The 16,917-nt window shown below is 31.6% G+C and carries 16 protein-coding genes and 1 CRISPR repeat array; all 16 genes read left to right on the top strand.

All coding sequences use genetic code 11. The annotated features are described in order from the left end of the window. Positions 1–36: 36 nt before the first annotated feature. The 16 genes from SYO3AOP1_RS03425 to nadB all read left to right on the top strand — a co-directional run bounded on the left by SYO3AOP1_RS03425 (position 37) and on the right by nadB (position 16,915). Positions 37–348 (top strand): hypothetical protein, encoded by a 312-nt coding sequence (locus SYO3AOP1_RS03425; RefSeq protein ID WP_012459377.1) that lies wholly within the window; start codon positions 37–39, stop codon positions 346–348. Between the two features lie 31 nt (positions 349–379). Continuing rightward, positions 380–505 carry a hypothetical protein gene (locus SYO3AOP1_RS09550; RefSeq protein WP_281340788.1) on the top strand — a complete coding sequence of 42 codons (126 nt, stop codon included), beginning with the start codon at positions 380–382 and terminating at the stop codon, positions 503–505. Positions 506–786: 281 nt separating this feature from the next. Then, entirely contained in the window at positions 787–1,266 is a 480-nt protein-coding gene (locus SYO3AOP1_RS03430; protein ID WP_281340789.1) for a CPBP family intramembrane glutamic endopeptidase, read from the top strand. A gap of 43 nt (positions 1,267–1,309) precedes the next feature. Next, positions 1,310–2,068 (top strand): CRISPR-associated endoribonuclease Cas6, encoded by a 759-nt coding sequence (gene cas6 / locus SYO3AOP1_RS03435; RefSeq protein ID WP_012459379.1) that lies wholly within the window; start codon positions 1,310–1,312, stop codon positions 2,066–2,068. Between the two features lie 100 nt (positions 2,069–2,168). After that, positions 2,169–2,528: a four helix bundle protein gene (locus tag SYO3AOP1_RS03440; protein WP_012459380.1), complete on the top strand. Its 360-nt coding sequence runs from the start codon at positions 2,169–2,171 to the stop codon at positions 2,526–2,528. Positions 2,529–2,539: 11 nt separating this feature from the next. Continuing rightward, complete coding sequence (gene cas8a1, locus SYO3AOP1_RS03445; RefSeq protein WP_012459381.1) at positions 2,540–4,159, top strand: type I-B CRISPR-associated protein Cas8b1/Cst1; 1,620 nt, start codon at positions 2,540–2,542, stop codon at positions 4,157–4,159. Beyond that, entirely contained in the window at positions 4,156–5,070 is a 915-nt protein-coding gene (cas7i, locus tag SYO3AOP1_RS03450) for a type I-B CRISPR-associated protein Cas7/Cst2/DevR (protein ID WP_012459382.1), read from the top strand. Before cas8a1 ends, cas7i begins: the two co-directional genes overlap by 4 nt. Before the next feature lie 24 nt (positions 5,071–5,094). Beyond that, the gene (cas5b, locus tag SYO3AOP1_RS03455; RefSeq protein ID WP_012459383.1) at positions 5,095–5,787 is read left to right on the top strand and encodes a type I-B CRISPR-associated protein Cas5b; all 693 of its coding nucleotides are present in this window, start codon (positions 5,095–5,097) and stop codon (positions 5,785–5,787) included. A 1-nt stretch (position 5,788) separates the two neighbouring features. Continuing rightward, positions 5,789–7,978: a CRISPR-associated helicase/endonuclease Cas3 gene (locus SYO3AOP1_RS03460; RefSeq protein WP_012459384.1), complete on the top strand. Its 2,190-nt coding sequence runs from the start codon at positions 5,789–5,791 to the stop codon at positions 7,976–7,978. Next, positions 7,979–8,488, top strand: coding sequence for a CRISPR-associated protein Cas4 (cas4, locus tag SYO3AOP1_RS03465; RefSeq protein ID WP_012459385.1), 510 nt, complete (start codon positions 7,979–7,981; stop codon positions 8,486–8,488). A 12-nt stretch (positions 8,489–8,500) separates the two neighbouring features. After that, on the top strand, positions 8,501–9,481 hold the full coding sequence (gene cas1b / locus SYO3AOP1_RS03470) for a type I-B CRISPR-associated endonuclease Cas1b (protein ID WP_012459386.1): 981 nt from the start codon (positions 8,501–8,503) through the stop codon (positions 9,479–9,481). A gap of 1 nt (position 9,482) precedes the next feature. Continuing rightward, positions 9,483–9,749, top strand: a complete 267-nt coding sequence (gene cas2, locus SYO3AOP1_RS03475) for a CRISPR-associated endonuclease Cas2 (protein ID WP_012459387.1) — start codon at positions 9,483–9,485, stop codon at positions 9,747–9,749. A gap of 798 nt (positions 9,750–10,547) precedes the next feature. Next, positions 10,548–11,687: a CRISPR direct-repeat array (repeat unit 28 nt; unit sequence GTTACATCTGAACCGTGTGGGTTATAAA). A gap of 363 nt (positions 11,688–12,050) precedes the next feature. Continuing rightward, positions 12,051–13,343: a 30S ribosomal protein S12 methylthiotransferase RimO gene (gene rimO / locus SYO3AOP1_RS03480; protein WP_012459388.1), complete on the top strand. Its 1,293-nt coding sequence runs from the start codon at positions 12,051–12,053 to the stop codon at positions 13,341–13,343. Further along, positions 13,340–14,359 carry an S-methyl-5-thioribose-1-phosphate isomerase gene (gene mtnA / locus SYO3AOP1_RS03485; protein WP_012459389.1) on the top strand — a complete coding sequence of 340 codons (1,020 nt, stop codon included), beginning with the start codon at positions 13,340–13,342 and terminating at the stop codon, positions 14,357–14,359. Before rimO ends, mtnA begins: the two co-directional genes overlap by 4 nt. Continuing rightward, positions 14,356–15,348, top strand: coding sequence for a YvcK family protein (locus SYO3AOP1_RS03490; protein ID WP_012459390.1), 993 nt, complete (start codon positions 14,356–14,358; stop codon positions 15,346–15,348). Before mtnA ends, SYO3AOP1_RS03490 begins: the two co-directional genes overlap by 4 nt. Next, on the top strand, positions 15,338–16,915 hold the full coding sequence (gene nadB, locus SYO3AOP1_RS03495) for an L-aspartate oxidase (protein WP_012459391.1): 1,578 nt from the start codon (positions 15,338–15,340) through the stop codon (positions 16,913–16,915). Before SYO3AOP1_RS03490 ends, nadB begins: the two co-directional genes overlap by 11 nt. Positions 16,916–16,917: the final 2 nt, after the last annotated feature.

Raw genomic sequence — 16,917 nt, forward strand, 5'->3', positions numbered from 1 at the left:
CACGCCAAACATACTTGGTGGTATTGGTGGTATTTTTTGGTAATAGGATTTTTGTTTAACCTGCTTGGTCTTGTTGGTTTAATTCTTGTTTTGGTTGCTTTTTATCAGTATTCACAAATTCTAAATAAACCGTCCATATTTCAGTATGGATTAAGATGGGGTATATTTCTCTTCGTTGCAGAAATTTTGCTTATTTTCTTTGTGATAGCTGCAATTATCGGAGACGGTAATACATTTTTGGCCGTAGTTGGTGCTTTATTGGCTTATGGATTGGCCATATTTGCAGTTATTAATCTTAAAAAAAGCTTTAACAGAATTATCAATTACTTTAAACTAAAACCTTTTTGATATATCTGGAAAGTTTATTTTCTGGGGAACTTTGCTAATTATAATATTAATTGGACTTTTAGAGATATTTATAGGCTATATACTGCTTACAATTGCATTCTTCACCGCACCTAAGGAAATACAATTAAATAATGTAGAAGAAACGAACGTAATGTGAGAAATTGAAATTTTGATAAAATTAAAAAAGATATCCTTTGGACTGAAGCTATCAGAATAAAAAAAGAGTGATAGACAGCAGATTAAATAGACATCTAACTTCTCACCTTTTACTCTTCTTAAGTAAGGGCAGTTCATGAACTGCCCCCCAACATCCATCAACCTCTCATTTTCTTACTTTTAACATCCGCAGCTAAGATCTTTAAAAATCTTTTGAATTTCTCACTCCTACAAAGCACATATCATATAATATTATAAAACAGCAAAATTTGCTATTTTATGATGAATAATAAATTAATTCCCATTTTTTTATACATAGCTTTAATCATAAGCACGGCAATTTATAAAATTACCAATCTTCCATACTTTGTATATTTTGTTGTACTTTCCCCGATTCTTTTTATTGATTTTAAGTCTGTTTTTTCTTACTCGATAAAGTATGATTTATCAATAATTTTTATACTACCATTTTTATTTATCCATGAACCACTTCAAGCATTAAACAATCTGTTTGTAGCTTTTTCAGAAGAGCTTTTCTTTAGAGTTTATTTACTAAGTTATTTTTCTAATCTTTTAACTTCTATACTTTTTACCATCCCCCATATAATCATCTACCAAGACCTACACTCAATTTTAACGTTTTTTCCATCGTTATTTTACGGCTTTGTGTATCAAAAAACAAAATCTTTTTCTTTAGCCATAGTTTTACATTTTCTTTCTAATGAGTTTTATGTAGTGTTTTTGTCAGAAATCTTTAAATAGCAGGTTTATAATAAATAGAAAAATAAAAAGGAGTTAGAAATTGATGAGGGTAAAAATTCCTATAACTACAGAAAAAGTTCCAATTATTTTCAGGCAGAGGGTTTTAGCTTTCATAAAAGAAGCTTTGGCACAAGCAGACAAAGATTATAAAGAAAGTATGTATAGCGTAAGAATGCCAAAGGCTTATACCTTTAATCTTGTTTTTGATAGAACTAATCCAAAAGAAGAAGAAATTTCTCTTGATGAAAAATTTAAAATCAAAGATAAAGTCTTTTACCAAGATAGACCTGTATTTTTGTATATTTCATCAAACGATTATCAGTTTTTAATAAATCTTTTTAATGGTATGAAAAAGATAAAAATTTTTGATTTTAATAAGTTTGATAACATCTATTGGCAAGTTGGAAAGCCTGTAATACTAAGAGAAAAAATTATTTTCAATGATGAAATTATATTTAAAACCAATGCACCGTTTATTATTGAAACAAAAGATGATAGACCTGTGGTTTTTAGCGATGAAAACTTTCAAACCGAACTAAACAACGTAATGGAAAGAATTTTTAGAAAGCTTGACAACAGAGGCTTAAAACAGCCGCTTGAATTCTATCCTATAAAGATGAAAAAAGAAGTGATTAAGCACACGTTAAGAGGTTTTAGAGAAAAAACAGGGAAGCCAATCATGTATATCACAGGAAACAGCGGAATTTTTCGATTAAAAGGTCATCCTGAGGATTTACAGACAATTTACCAAATAGGACTTGGAAATAGAACAGGACAGGGATTCGGTATGGTTAGTACGTGAAACGTTTAACGTGAGACGTGAGACGTAAATAATTAGTTAGAAAAGGTTTTTTGACGTTTCATGTTCAACTTTTCACGTCTCACGTAAAAGGAGGTGTAATATGAAAACGCACAAAGATTTGGATGTATGGAAAAACGGGATTGAATTGGTTGAGAAAGTTTATATAGTAACATCAAGCTTTCCAAAAGAAGAGATATATTGTTTAACATCGCAGATAAGAAAAAGTGCTATATCTATTCCAAGCAATATTGCTGAAGGGTCGGCAAGGAATAGCACAAAAGAGTTTATACAATTTCTTTATTTTGCATTAGGATCTACTGCAGAATTAGAGACACAACTTATAATATCAAGAGAATTAGGCTATCTAAAAGATTTAAGTATATTTGAAGATTTAGAGAAAATAAAGGCTCAGTTGATAAATTTAATACGAACTTTGAAAAATAAAATGAATAGTAAGTAAGGAGTAGAACTATGGAACTCTTTAATAGAAAAGATTCTCACGTTTCACCTCTCACCTCTCACGTCTCACGTATATACCTTGGCGATTGGCTTTACAATGCAGGTATCGTAGGATTTCTAAGAATTAATAACCATCTTTGGGATGTAAAAGATAAAAAATTAATTTCAAAAGACGAAAATCTTTTAAAAATTGGAGATAACTATATAGAGATTGACAGAAAAATTTTTGATGGCTTTACCGATAGGTTTTTTGATTATGCTTTTAATCTCTATGGCAGGTACGATAGAAAATTAAAAAGATTTAGAGAATTGCTTGAAAATCTAAATGATGGAACATTTAAAGATGTCTATAAAGACTTCAAAGAAGAAGTCAACGGTTTTACACTTTTAAAAAATAAACTTGGAGATATAAAAGCTAAAAACTCTCAAGAACTTAAACATCTGATTGAAAAAGCAATAAGAATTTTGGAGCAGGACAAGGAGGAGTTTGTAGAAAGCGACGTTCAGATATTTTTAAGGAGTTTTAACGGTCAAAAAAGCTTTTTAAATAAAACTATAACAAAAGATAGAAAAAAGAAATTTTATGAAGACTTTGAAGAGCCTTTAAAAACGGATAACAATCAAAAAGATAAAAAATTCACTTGCGTAATCTGTGGAGAAAGACCGGCAAAAAAAGACACAAATTATGATACAGGATTTTCGCCGATATTTGGATTAAATAAAGACGCAGTTAACTTTGCTTGGAATTTCAATACAAAACTGCCATCCTGTGATATCTGTGAAATTGTTTACTTTTGCTATTTTGCAGGACTTACAGAGTTAAATGGAAAATATTACTTTGTAAATTTAGATGATTCTGTTGAATCTTTGATGCTTGCAAACAACTTGTTTAAAGAAGAGATAGAAAAATCTCCTGAAAATCCATTTGTAGACTTCTTTACCGAGTACTTATTAAGAATAAAAAAATCGCAAGCTAAATACACCTTGTCAAATATAAACTTCTTAGAAACAGAATTAAAGGAAACACTTCCAAAAGTTTTTAGCTTTAACATCGATTATAAAACTGCTGAATTTATAGAAGAAAATCATGAAAATCTTAAGTTATTGTCAAAATCATTTTTTATACTACCAGATAAAAATAAAACAAGAGTCTATATTCTCACCGAGTTTTTAAACTTGATTTTGAAGAAAGATTTAAACTATGGGCTTTTATATAAAATCTTTAAAAGTGCTACACAAGATAAAGCTTATGTCAGTAATTATAATTTACAAAGGTTAATAATTATGTATCTTCTTTATAAACAAAAAGTTGGAGGTAAAGAGATGGGCTTAGAAGAAAAAAGTTTATGGGCTATGTACATGCAAGGGAAAAATCTTCTTGAAAGGCTAAAAGATGGAGATGCAGAAAACAAAATCCAATCTATAGCATATAAGCTTTTAAATGCTTTAAAGATTGGAGATGTAAACCAGTTTATGGATGTGATGATGAGAGTTCACATGGCTTATGATTTGGAAGTTCCAAGTTTGTTAATAAAGGCACTGCAGGATAAAGATAACTTTTATCTCCTTGGATACAGCTTTTTAAATGGACTACTTGGAAAAGAAAATAAATTACAGGAGGAAAACCAATGAAAGGTTTAACTTTAACAGTAATCTTTGAAGCTTCAAGCTTAAACTATGGTGAATCTATAGGAAACATTTCAGAGCTAAAAAAACTTACAAGAGATGGTGAAGTATATACCTATATGTCAAGACAGGCTTTAAGGTACGAGGTCTTCAGAAAATTAAGAGAGCTTTTTAACGTAGATGCTGATAAAGAAGTTCCGTTATCAGATGAAAAAGGAACAATCCAGTTTAAACCAACAGCAAACATAAAAGATTATGTAGAAGTTGACCTATTTGGTTATATGAAAACTGATAAAGGTAAGGGTTCTTTGACAAGGTCAGCGGTTGTTAGATTTTCTCCTGCTATATCATTATCTCCAATGGCTTTTGATGTAGAGTTTGGAGCTAATCATGACTTTGCAAAAAGAGCAAAAACAGACCCTAATCCATTTCAGTTTGAAGTTCACAGTTCTTTGTATACCTATACAGTAGCAATAGATTTAGACAGGGTAGGAGTAGACCCAAACGATGGTATAGAATTAGATGGCACTGAAAAAGCAAGAAGAGTAAATATGGTTCTTGATGCTTTAAAAATCTTAGATAGAGAGATTAAAGGAAGGACAGAAAATTTAAGTCCGTTGTTTGTAATTGGTGGACTTTATCCTGTTAAAAATCCATTCTTCCTTGGAAGGATAAAAGTAAACTACGATAGAAATCAAAGAAAGTACAGCTTAAACACAAAAGAAATAGAATCTGTTCTTAGCTTAAAGCTAAATGGTAATTCTGTAAAAGATTATACTTCTTGCGGGCTTGTAGAGGGCTTTTGGGCAAATGAAGACTATATTATACAAAATCTAAATGGAAAAACTATTAGCGATTTCTTTGAAGAGTTGAAGTCTAAGGTAAATCAGCACTATAACGTGAGACGTGAGACGTGAAACGTTGTTTATAGGAGTTAAATTATGAGCATTTTAAGAGTAAGGCTATATCAAGAGTTTGCATGTTATAGAAAACCAATAACGTATGGATTTTGGGAGACCTATCCTCTCCCGCCGCTATCAACTGTAAAAGGATTTTTTCATAATGTAGTAGAGGCAAAAGAGTATATGCCCGCAAGATACGGCATTCAAGGAAAGTTTAAATCTGTTGTTCTTGACATGCAAAGTATGTACAAATTTGGTAGAAAAGACTCAGAAAACAAAGGAATTATCATAGAAGGTTTTAACAAGCCACTTTTAAAATCTCCAATATACGTATCTAATCTTTACGCAGTTGAGCTTACAATCTATATAGAGTCTAAATTAGAGTATTTAGAAAAGTTTAGAGAGAATCTTTTAAATCTTGAGTATCCATCACTTGGAAGAAAAGAAGACCTTGTAAGGGTTGACTCGGCAGATATAGTAGAGCTTATAGAAAGGGATTTGTTTGAAGACAGCTATCCATTAGAAAACGGAATCTATTTTTCAAAAGAAAAAGCAAAAGAGCTTGAAGTAAATGGAATAAACTACAGAATGAATTTTTACTACGAAAGTAAAAACGGCATAAGATTTTTTAAGAAAAAGGACGTTGTGTATGTTGATAATAAAAATTTAGAAATTGGAAGCATTCTATATGATAAAGAAGAGGATAAAGTTGTTGATTTAATCGGAGATTAACATGAATCAGTATATAGCCAAATTATCAGGAAATAACCAACAAACACTACAAGAACACACAGAAAAGCTTTTAGAGAACTTTGAGATTTTAAAAAAATACATTCAATTAGACAAAGAAACAGAAAAAGCCGTTTATTTAGCTTGCTTATTTCATGATATTGGAAAAGCATCAAAAGAATTTCAAGCAAAGATAGCAAAGCAAAAACCACAACCAAAGCAAGAAATACCTCACAATCTTCTATCTGCAGTAATTTTTTACTTTCTTAGAAAGCATTTCAAAGACAATATAGACTTATTCAGAAAAATACAGTATGCTGTAGCATACCACCATGACAGATATGATACAGATATTAACAAATCAAAGCCGATTTTAGAAGATTTTGCCGTCAGAGTAGAAAATGACCTAAAAGATTGGATATTAGAAAAGCTAAAAATCTATGAAATTACTCAGCTAAACATTGATAAATCAAAACTGATTGACGGATTACGTTCTGCATTAGAATTTAAAAAGCAGATTTTAAGAAATGAAAATTTTCTAAAAGATAAAAAAACAATTCTTTTAAAGGGCTTACTTCACAGGTTAGACCATGCAGCAAGTGCAGATGTAGAAGTAGAAAAGGGTTTAATAGAAGATTATCAAAGCATATTTATCAAAGGACTTTCAAAAAAGGGCATTAATAAGCTGAAAGACTTTCAGAAAAAAGCTTTAGATTATAAAGATAAATCTGTTATTTTAACAGCATCAACAGGTATGGGAAAAACCGAATTTGCTTTAAATTGGGTAGCAGGAGATAAAGCTTTCTATACTTTACCTGTTCGTGTCTCTGTAAATTCAATGTATGAAAGAATATCAAACATTTTTGGAAAAGATAATGTAGGAATTCTCCATGCCAATACAACAGATTTTTATCTTAATCAATTTAAAAACTTAGAAGACAACGGAATAGAAGTTTTGATAAATCAAGTCCAATCAGTAAGACAGTTATCTATGCCAATCACGGTTTCAACAGCAGACCAGATATTCTTAGCAACGCTTAAGTATTCAGGCTTTGAAAAAATATACGCAACACTTACCTACTCAAAAGTAATCGTAGATGAACCACAAGGCTATTCTCCCGACACTTTGGCGGTAATTTTAAAAGGACTTGAAGAAATATATAATCTTGGCGGAAAATTTTGCTTAATGACAGCAACAATGCATCCGTTCATAAAAGAGTATCTAAAAGACAAAGCAGAGATATTAGAGCCGGTATTTAATCCAGAGAAAAAACACAAGATCAAGCTTGTAGACAAAACAGTTGATGAGATGGTAGATTTTGCCATAAAAGAATACCAAAAAGGCAAAAAAGTATTAATACTTACAAACACAGTAAGAAAGGCACAGGAAGTTTACAAAGCCTTAGAAAATCTAAAACAGCCGATACAATTTCATCTTTTACACTCTCTATACATTCAAAAGACAAAAAGAGAAAAAGAAATGCAGATACAAAACACAACCGAGCCGGTGATTTGGATTTCTACTCAGATAGTAGAGGCATCCTTAGACATTGATTATGATTTATTAATTACCGAACTTTCTACAGCCGACAGCCTTATACAGAGAATGGGAAGAGTTTACAGAAAAACAGGAAGAACTATCACTCCAGACAACCAACCAAACATAATCATCTGCACAAAAGAACCATCAGGCAAAGGTAAAGTTTATGACAAAGAGATTGTAGATTATACTCTCAAAGAACTTGAAAAATACGATGAAAAAATTCTTACAGAAGAGATAAAGCAAGAGATTGTCAGCACTGTTTTTGACCTAAAAAGAATTGAAAACACAAACTTTTACAAAAAATTTGATAAAAATATAAAGCTTTTAGACTATGGCTTTATGGCAGATAGTAAAAAAGAAGCACAGGATATATTTAGAGATATTATGAACTTATCAGTCATTCCAAAAGTGATTTTTGATAAAAATCAAGAAAAAATAAACACTCTTTTAGAAAAGATTAATCAAAAAGACAAAATAGAAAGAATAAAAGCTATGCAAGAGTTAAACGATTTTACAGTGTCAGCACAGTTTTACAGAATAAAAAACATAATTCCATACAAAGAAATTCTCATTTCAGACATTCCATACGATGATAAACTTGGCTTCAATCTTTTAGATAAAGACTATAAAGAGATTGGAGAAATTCTGTAAATGGATTTAGAAACTCTAAAAGAGATAAGAATCACAGGCTTAAAGGTAAATTATTACTACATATGCAAAAGAAAATTATGGCTTTTTTCTAAAAATCTTAACTTTGAGAAAAACAATGATAAAATCATTCTTGGTCAAATACTTCATGAAAATTATTATAAATCAGAAAAAGAGAGGGATATTTTAATTCAAGAGTTAATATCGATTGATATCGTTGATGATGATTACATAAGAGAGGTTAAATCTTCTGATAAAATGGAAAAAGCAGATACAATGCAGGTTGTATACTATCTGTACGTTTTAAAACAGCTCGGAATTGAAAAAGTTGGACTTATAAACTATCCAAAGCAGAAAAAGAAGAAAGAAGTTTATCTAACAAAACAGTTGGAGCAAGAGCTTTTAGAATCTTTAAAAGATATAGAAAAAATCATCAATCAGCCTAATCCACCAAAATTAGAAAAACTTCCTTACTGCAAAAAATGTTCATACTTTGAATTTTGCTTTGCATGAGAGGTTTTTTATATGTCAAGAAGGTATTATATAAACAACAGTGGAAGGCTAAAAAGAAAAGAAAATACAATATTTTTTGAAATCAGTGAAAAAGAAAGAAAAATAATTCCAATAAACGATATAGACAGTATTTACATTTTTGGAGAAGTGGATTTAAACACAAAAGTTTTAAACTACTTAGCACAAAACGATATCCCTGTTCATATATTTAACTATTATGGCTACTATTCAGGATCATTTTTACCAAAAAAGAAAAATGTCTCAGGAATTTTGCTTGTAAGTCAAGTGAGTCATTACACAGATTATAGCAAACGTCTGTACTTGGCAAAAAGTTTTATAGAAGGAGGAGTTTATCATATCCTTAGAAATCTAAAAACCAATCAAGCAGAAGAAGAGGTTGAAAAAATCAATGAATTTTTAAAGCAATTGCCCGATGCAAACACAATAGAAGAGGTCATGGCGGTTGAAGGAAATATTAGAAATATTTATTACCAAGCATTTAATAAAATCATAAAAAATCAGGACTTTAAGATAGATAAAAGAGAGTACAACCCACCAACCAATCCTATCAACGCTTTAATTTCCTTTGGCAACTCTGTATTGTACAGTGTTATATTATCAGAGATTTATAAAACACATTTAGAGCCAACCATTAGCTACTTACACGAACCATCAGAAAGAAGATTCTCTTTAAGCTTAGATATATCAGAAATCTTTAAACCGTTAATAGTGGATACGGTGATTTTTAATCTTCTAAACTATGAAACGATAAATCTTTCTCATTTTAATCAGGATTTGAATTTTAGCTATCTAAACGATGAAGGAAGAAAGATTTTTTTAAAATATTTAGAGGATAAGCTAGAAACAACGATTAAGCATAAAACATTACAGAGAAATGTAAGTTATAGAACATTAATAAGGCTTGAATGTTATAAGTTGATTAAGCATCTGCTTGATGAAGAGGACTATAAACCATTAAAGGCTTGGTGGTAAGATGTTTGTGATTATTTGCTACGATATTACAGACGATGGAAGACTTAACAAGGCAAGAAAGGTTTTGAGAAAGTATTTAAATTGGGTTCAGTATTCTGTTTTTGAAGGTAATATTAGCTATGGAAATTTAGAAAAGTGCTTGGCGGAAGTTAGTGAAGTGATTGATAAAAGGGAAGACAGTTTGTATGTTTACATGACTGATTTTGAAAAGAGTATAAGAAAAAAGATCATCGGCAAAGACAAAAATCCATCTGATAATTTTATTTAAATTTCTGCTGAGGGTGCTGTAAAAATTTTTGTAAATTTGCCTTTCCTTGTCATACTGAGGACGAAGTCCGAAGTATCTCTTTTTTGATTTTTGACTTGAAAAGAAAAAACATGAGATTCTTCGCCGGCTGCAGAATGACAGTGTGGATTTTTAAAACACTCTCAATTTCTGCTTGACAGGTTAAAGATTTTTTTGATATACTTATTACATGATTTTTAATTTTTAACTGAACCTTGGCAATTGAATAGGTAAACCCGCACAAGCTAATTTTACGTGAGAACGTGAGACGTGAGAAGCGAGACGTTGAAAGTTTGTTAATCAATATCTTAGTTATTTTTATCTGATTGCTTGATTTCTTGGTGAGATGACTTAAGAGTCAGTGAAGCTAAGGTATTGGTAATGTGATTTTATTTTTTGATGTTTGATTTAAGCTTGTGTAGTAATGGTTTGAAAGGGATTTTTTAAAAAGTAATTGTAAGTGTTTAATGAATTTAGCTTTTTGATTTTGAATTTTTTAATTTTTAAGTTTTTGAGAATTTATAATTTTTTATTTTATAATTTTTTCAGATCGGGAAGTTAAGGAGTGATATTTTCCGCCCCTTTCTGAGTTTGGGGTTTTTGGAAGTCGGCTTGTGATGGGTAGTTAAAGGATAAAATATAATAATATATTTTCTGTATATCGAGGTTTGCGGAAAAAAACTTCAACTTGCCGATTTCTTAAAAATTTGGTATAATAGTTATCAGAATATTGATAGAGTAAGGTATAAGCGATTTTATTTTTGATTAAAAATTTAACGGGTTACATCTGAACCGTGTGGGTTATAAAAGTGTAAGAAAGGTATTGTTTTTAAATGTTGGAATGTGTTACATCTGAACCGTGTGGGTTATAAAACTCAAGTAAAGTCTTCATAGCTAAAACCTCCTATAAGTTACATCTGAACCGTGTGGGTTATAAAAGTCTTTTTCATCTTTTCTTCTAACTTTAGCAACCTGTGTTACATCTGAACCGTGTGGGTTATAAAAATACTTGATAGCGTAGGATTGATTAGAGAGTTGTTAGTTACATCTGAACCGTGTGGGTTATAAAATTTAAAAAATTTGATGTATATTATTATTAACAATATAGTTACATCTGAACCGTGTGGGTTATAAAATCTTTTTAATAGGTGGTTTTCTTCTTGGCTCTATCTGTTACATCTGAACCGTGTGGGTTATAAAATAGCAAAAGCTAAGATAGTATTCATTGTTAAAGCCGGTTACATCTGAACCGTGTGGGTTATAAAACTTTTAACTCATATATAGAATTATTTTTAAATATTTCGTTACATCTGAACCGTGTGGGTTATAAAAGTTTTTAAATTAACAAACTCTTCAGTTGAAAGCATGGTTACATCTGAACCGTGTGGGTTATAAAATTGAAACATACAACAGAGAAGAACATAAATTTGAGCAGTTACATCTGAACCGTGTGGGTTATAAAACTCAAGTAAAGTCTTCATAGCTAAAACCTCCTATAAGTTACATCTGAACCGTGTGGGTTATAAAAGTCTTTTTCATCTTTTCTTCTAACTTTAGCAACCTGTGTTACATCTGAACCGTGTGGGTTATAAAGTAATTTTAATCTTTCTTATGTATTAATTTTTAGTTTGTTACATCTGAACCGTGTGGGTTATAAAGGTTTAAAGTTGTTGGCTGGAATATTGAAATTAGCACTGTTACATCTGAACCGTGTGGGTTATAAAGTACTTTTTACTCATCACACTTCACTCATCTATTCACGTTACATCTGAACCGTGTGGGTTATAAAGTTGGTCTTCCTTTTGAAGTAGGTTGACCCATTAAAAGTTACATCTGAACCGTGTGGGTTATAAAGGCAGTATTATGAGATCGGTGTTATGTTTATCTATTTAGTTACATCTGAACCGTGTGGGTTATGTAAAGTGAGGCGTGAGAAGTGAGATGTGAGACGTTAAATCCACACTGTCATTCTGAGTGAAGCGAAGAATCTCCTCTTTTTCTTTCTTTTCAAAAAACATTAAAAAATGAGATCCTTCACTTCGTTCAGGATGACAAAAAAGATCAAATAGTGTCATTCTTCAGCCGGCGAAGAATTTCCGTTCTTTTACATCTCACTTATTCACTTTCTCACCTTTTTAAAAAAGGAGATCCTTCGGCTTACAGCCTCAGGATGACGGACAAGGTAAACTCATAAAAATTTTGGAACACTCTCCAGCATTCCATCTTGAAATTTTTAGTCAAAAAGGTTATCTTATTCAAATCAAATTTAAAATAGAGGCTTATGTGAAAAACTTAAAGATAAATTTTATAAGCTTAGGCTGTCCTAAGAATCTTGTAGATACAGAAGTTTTAATTGGAAAGTTAAACCAAGAAAATATAAGCTTTACAGCCAATCCGGAAGAAGCGGATGTTATATTGATAAATACATGTGGATTTATTGAGCCTGCCAAAGAAGAATCTATTGAAACAATCTTAGAAGCTGTCAAGCTAAAACAAAATTCAAACAAAAAAATAATCGTTACAGGCTGTTTGGTAGAGCGTTATAAACAAGAGCTTGAAAAAGAAATTCCGGAAGTAGACTACTTCATTGACCTAAAAAATCAATCTCAAATTCCAGTATTATTTGACATAAAACCCAAAGAAAACACAAAAAGAATAATATCGACTCCAAAACATACAGCCTACCTAAAAATCTCTGAAGGATGCGACCATACATGTAGTTTTTGTGCCATTCCAAACATCAGAGGAAAACATAGAAGTAAGCCAATAGAAGCATTGGTAGAAGAAGCAAAATATCTTGCAAATTTAGGCGTTAAAGAGTTAAACATTGTATCTCAAGATACAAGCTACTACGGATATGATTTATACGGAAAACCGATGCTGTTTGAACTTTTGCAGCATCTTGAAAAAATAGATGGCATAAAATGGATAAGGCTTTACTATCTTTATCCATCAACAGTAGATGAGGATTTCTTTAAGTTCATAAAAGGCAGTGAAAAAATTCTTCATTATATAGAAATGCCAATTCAACACTCAGAAGATAAAATCTTAAAAGATATGATGAGAGGATATAGGAAGAAAAAACTTTATCAAATCCTTGAATGGAAAGAAAAATACACGCCGGATATGACAATCAGAAGCTCTGTTATTGTAGGCTATCCTACGGAGACAGAAGAGGATTTTGAAAACATGAAAAATTTTATACAAGAAGCTCAGTTTGATTGGCTTGGTGTTTTTGTATATTCCCATGAAGAAGGAACACCTGCTTACCAAAAGCATAAAGATAAAATCCCAAAAAAAGAAAAAATCAGAAGATTAAACGAAATTTCGGCACTGCAAGAAAACATCACAGAACAGAAAAATAAAAGCTTGATAGGAAAAGAATTAGATATAATAATTGATGGATTTTCAGAAGAATGGGAAACTCTGCCAATAGGAAGAAGTTATAGAAGTGCCTTTGAGATAGACGGCGCTGTATATGTAGAAACAACAGAACCTGTTAATGTTGGAGATATTATAAAAGTAAGAATAAAAGATACTATCGATAAATACGATGTTGTTGGAGAAGCTGAGTGAGAAAGCTAAAAGATATAAAGCCGTTAGAACTTAAAGATGATGTTTTATATGTAATAAATCAGTTAAAACTTCCACACGAGTTAGTATGGGAAAAGCTTGAAACCTTAGCGGACTATGAAAAAGCAATAAAAGATATGATTGTCAGAGGTGCTCCGTTAATTGGAATAGTTGGAGCATATGGATTTTATACAGGAATAAAAGAAGGCATTGATTACATTCAAGTTTATGAAAGATTAAAACAGACAAGACCAACAGCAGTAAATCTGTTTTGGGCTCTTGATAGAATGAAATCTATCTATGAAAAATACGGAAATGATTTAAACCTGCTTTTAAAAGAGGCAAAGAGAATAGAAGTAGAAGATTACCACGCAAACAGGTCAATTGGTGGATACGGAGAGGTTTTAATTCCAAAGAAAGCAAATATTTTAACCCACTGCAATACAGGTGCATTAGCAACTGCCGGATGGGGAACAGCTCTTGGGATCATAAGGTCAGCATTTGAAAATGACAAAGATATAACCGTTTACGTAGATGAAACAAGACCTTATCTACAAGGTTCAAGATTGACCGCTTGGGAGCTTTTGCGGGAGGGAATACCTCATTATATAATTACAGACTCATCAGCCGGCTTTTTAATGAAAAAAGGAATGATAGATGTAATCGTAGTTGGTGCCGATAGAATAACATTAAACGGTGATGTAGCAAATAAAATAGGAACTTATAGCCTTTCAATTCTTGCAAAACATCACAATATTCCATTCTATGTTGCAGCTCCAAGCTCTAGCCTTGATTTTAATTTAGAATCTGGAGATGAAATACCAATTGAAGAAAGAAATGAAGATGAAGTAAAAAACTGTCATTGCTGTAAAGTTGCACCGCAGCAGTCGCACGCATTAAACTACTCATTTGACATAACACCTGCAGATAATATTACAGCTATAATAACAGAAAAAGGTATAATAGAAAAGCCAAATAAGGAAAAAATTTTAAAATTCTTTGGGAGAAAGTTATCGTGAAAGTTGTAGCAATTGGTGGGGGAACTGGATTAAGCACACTTTTAAGAGGATTAAAGTATTTTGTCCCGGACATAATACAGGATTTAACAGCTATAGTTACAGTTTCTGATAATGGCGGAAGCACCGGGATTTTGAGAAAAGAGCTTAACATACCTGCTCCCGGGGATGTTAGAAACTGTATTACAGCTTTGGCTGAAGATGAGGATATACTAACAAAAGTAATGCAGTATAGATTTGAAGAAGGGGAAGGTCTAAAAGGTCATAGCTTTGGAAATTTATTTTTGACTGTTTTGACAAAAATTACAGGAGATTTTTTAGAAGCTATAGAAATAACATCCAAAATCTTAAAAATTAAAGGTCATATAATTCCATCTACAGATTCCATGGTAAATTTGGTAGCAGAATTTACAGATGGAAACATTATTAAAGGTGAGGTTGAAATTACCCAGTACGGTAGAAAATTAATCGCAAAGATAAAAAGAATATGGCTTGAGCCGGAGGATGTAAGAGCTCCACAAAAAGCTGTGGATAGTATATTAGATGCAGATATGATAATACTTGGACCGGGTAGCTTGTTTACAAGTATAATTCCTAACTTGCTTATAAAAGATATAAGAGATGCCATATTAAACTCAAAAGCTTTCAAGCTTTACATATGCAACGTCATGACACAGTATGGGGAAACAGATGGCTTTACAGCTTCAGACCATGTAAAAGTACTAAACAAAATAGTAGCTGGCGATGAAGAAGCATCATTTTTAAATGCAGTACTGCTAAATACAACCATTCCACCGGATGAAGTTCTTAAAAGATATTTAAAAGAAAATTCAGAGCCTGTCGTGGCAGATGTTGGAAATCTATCAAGAATGGGGCTAACAGTTTATGCAAAAGATTTATTAGATGAAGGAAACTATGCAAGACATAGTCCTAAAAAATTAGATGCAGCAATTTTAGAAATTATAAATAATTTAAAAGTACATGCAGTTTAATAGATATTTAACCTGTTTTAATACAAAAGAATTATCGGAAGAAAGGGTTGATACGATTATTGTTGGAACTGGACTTGCTGGCATTTCTACCGCTTATTATCTCTTGCAGCTTGGTATAAAACCACTACTCATAACAAAGAAAAAGCCGGGTATATCAAACTCTTTCTTAGCTCAGGGTGGAATAGCCGCTGCAATCTCTCCGGAAGATTCTACAGAATTACACTATGAAGATACATTAAAAGCAGGTAAAGGCCTATGCATAGAAAGAAACGTTAGACTGCTTGTTGAAGAAGGATTAGAAAGGGTCATAGATTTAATCAATATTGGTGTAAATTTTGATAGAGATGAAAAAGGTTTTATTAAACTTACAAGAGAAGGGGCACATTCAAGAAATAGAGTCTTACACTCAAAAGACAAAACAGGTTACGAGATAGGAAAAACTCTGCTGTCGTATGTAAAAGATAAAGTAAACTTAGCAGATGGCCATTATTTAGAAGAGATTTTAACAGATGAAGATAGATACGTAGGAATTATCCTATCAGATGGAAATAATCAAAAAGTGATAAGGTCTAAATCTATCGTTTTAGCAACAGGTGGCTATAGTGCAATATATTTACGAAATACCTCTGCTTACAATGTGGCAGGAGATACAATCTCTGTTGCTTATAGGGCGGGCTGTGAGCTTATGGATTTAGAGTTTGTTCAGTTCCATCCAACAGCTATTTACTTAGAAGGAAAACCAGGATGGCTTATATCAGAAGCAGTAAGAGGAGAAGGTGCTATACTTGTTGATGAAAACGGGGAAAGATTTATCGATGAGCTGAAACCAAGAGACGAAGTAGCTAAGGCAATATTTAAAAAATACCAAGAAGGGCATAAAGTATTTTTAGACATAAAACCTTTATTAGAAAAAGGTATTGACTTTAAAGAAAGATTTCCTAATGTTTATAGTATGCTAAAAGAATTTGGACTTGAAAACGAGACAAGAATATCGGTAAGTCCATCTGCCCATTATACGATAGGTGGCATAAAAGCAGATTTAAACGGAAAAACGGATATAAAAGGACTTTTTGCAGTTGGTGAAACTTCGTCAACAGGCGTTCATGGAGCAAACAGGCTTGCAAGCAATTCACTTTTGGAGTGCATAGTATCAGGATATAAAACAGCATATACTGTGTATTTACACAATATTTATGCTAATATATTAAATGTAGATATTAAAAATGAAACACAAACGAAAGAACAGTTAAACAAAGAAGAAAGGGCCGAAGTTTTAAAGAATATAAAAACTATCATGTGGGAAAAGGCAGGGTTAATTAGAAGCAAAGAAAGTTTAGAAAGTGCTATTTTAGACTTAGAAAATCTATATAATTCAATAGATAAATTCTGTAATGTTAGATATCTCAAAGATTTAATAATTCTTGGAAAAGGTATATGCGAAGCAGCTTTGAAAAGAGAAGAAAGCAGAGGTGTTCATTACAGAATTGATTTTCCGGAGGAAAATGAGGAGTTTAGAAAACATTCAATCTTAGAAAAAAATTTTAAAATAAACCATAGGAGGTTTTAGTC

The organism is Sulfurihydrogenibium sp. YO3AOP1 (genome assembly GCF_000020325.1).
Taxonomy (GTDB): Bacteria; Aquificota; Aquificia; order Aquificales; family Hydrogenothermaceae; genus Sulfurihydrogenibium.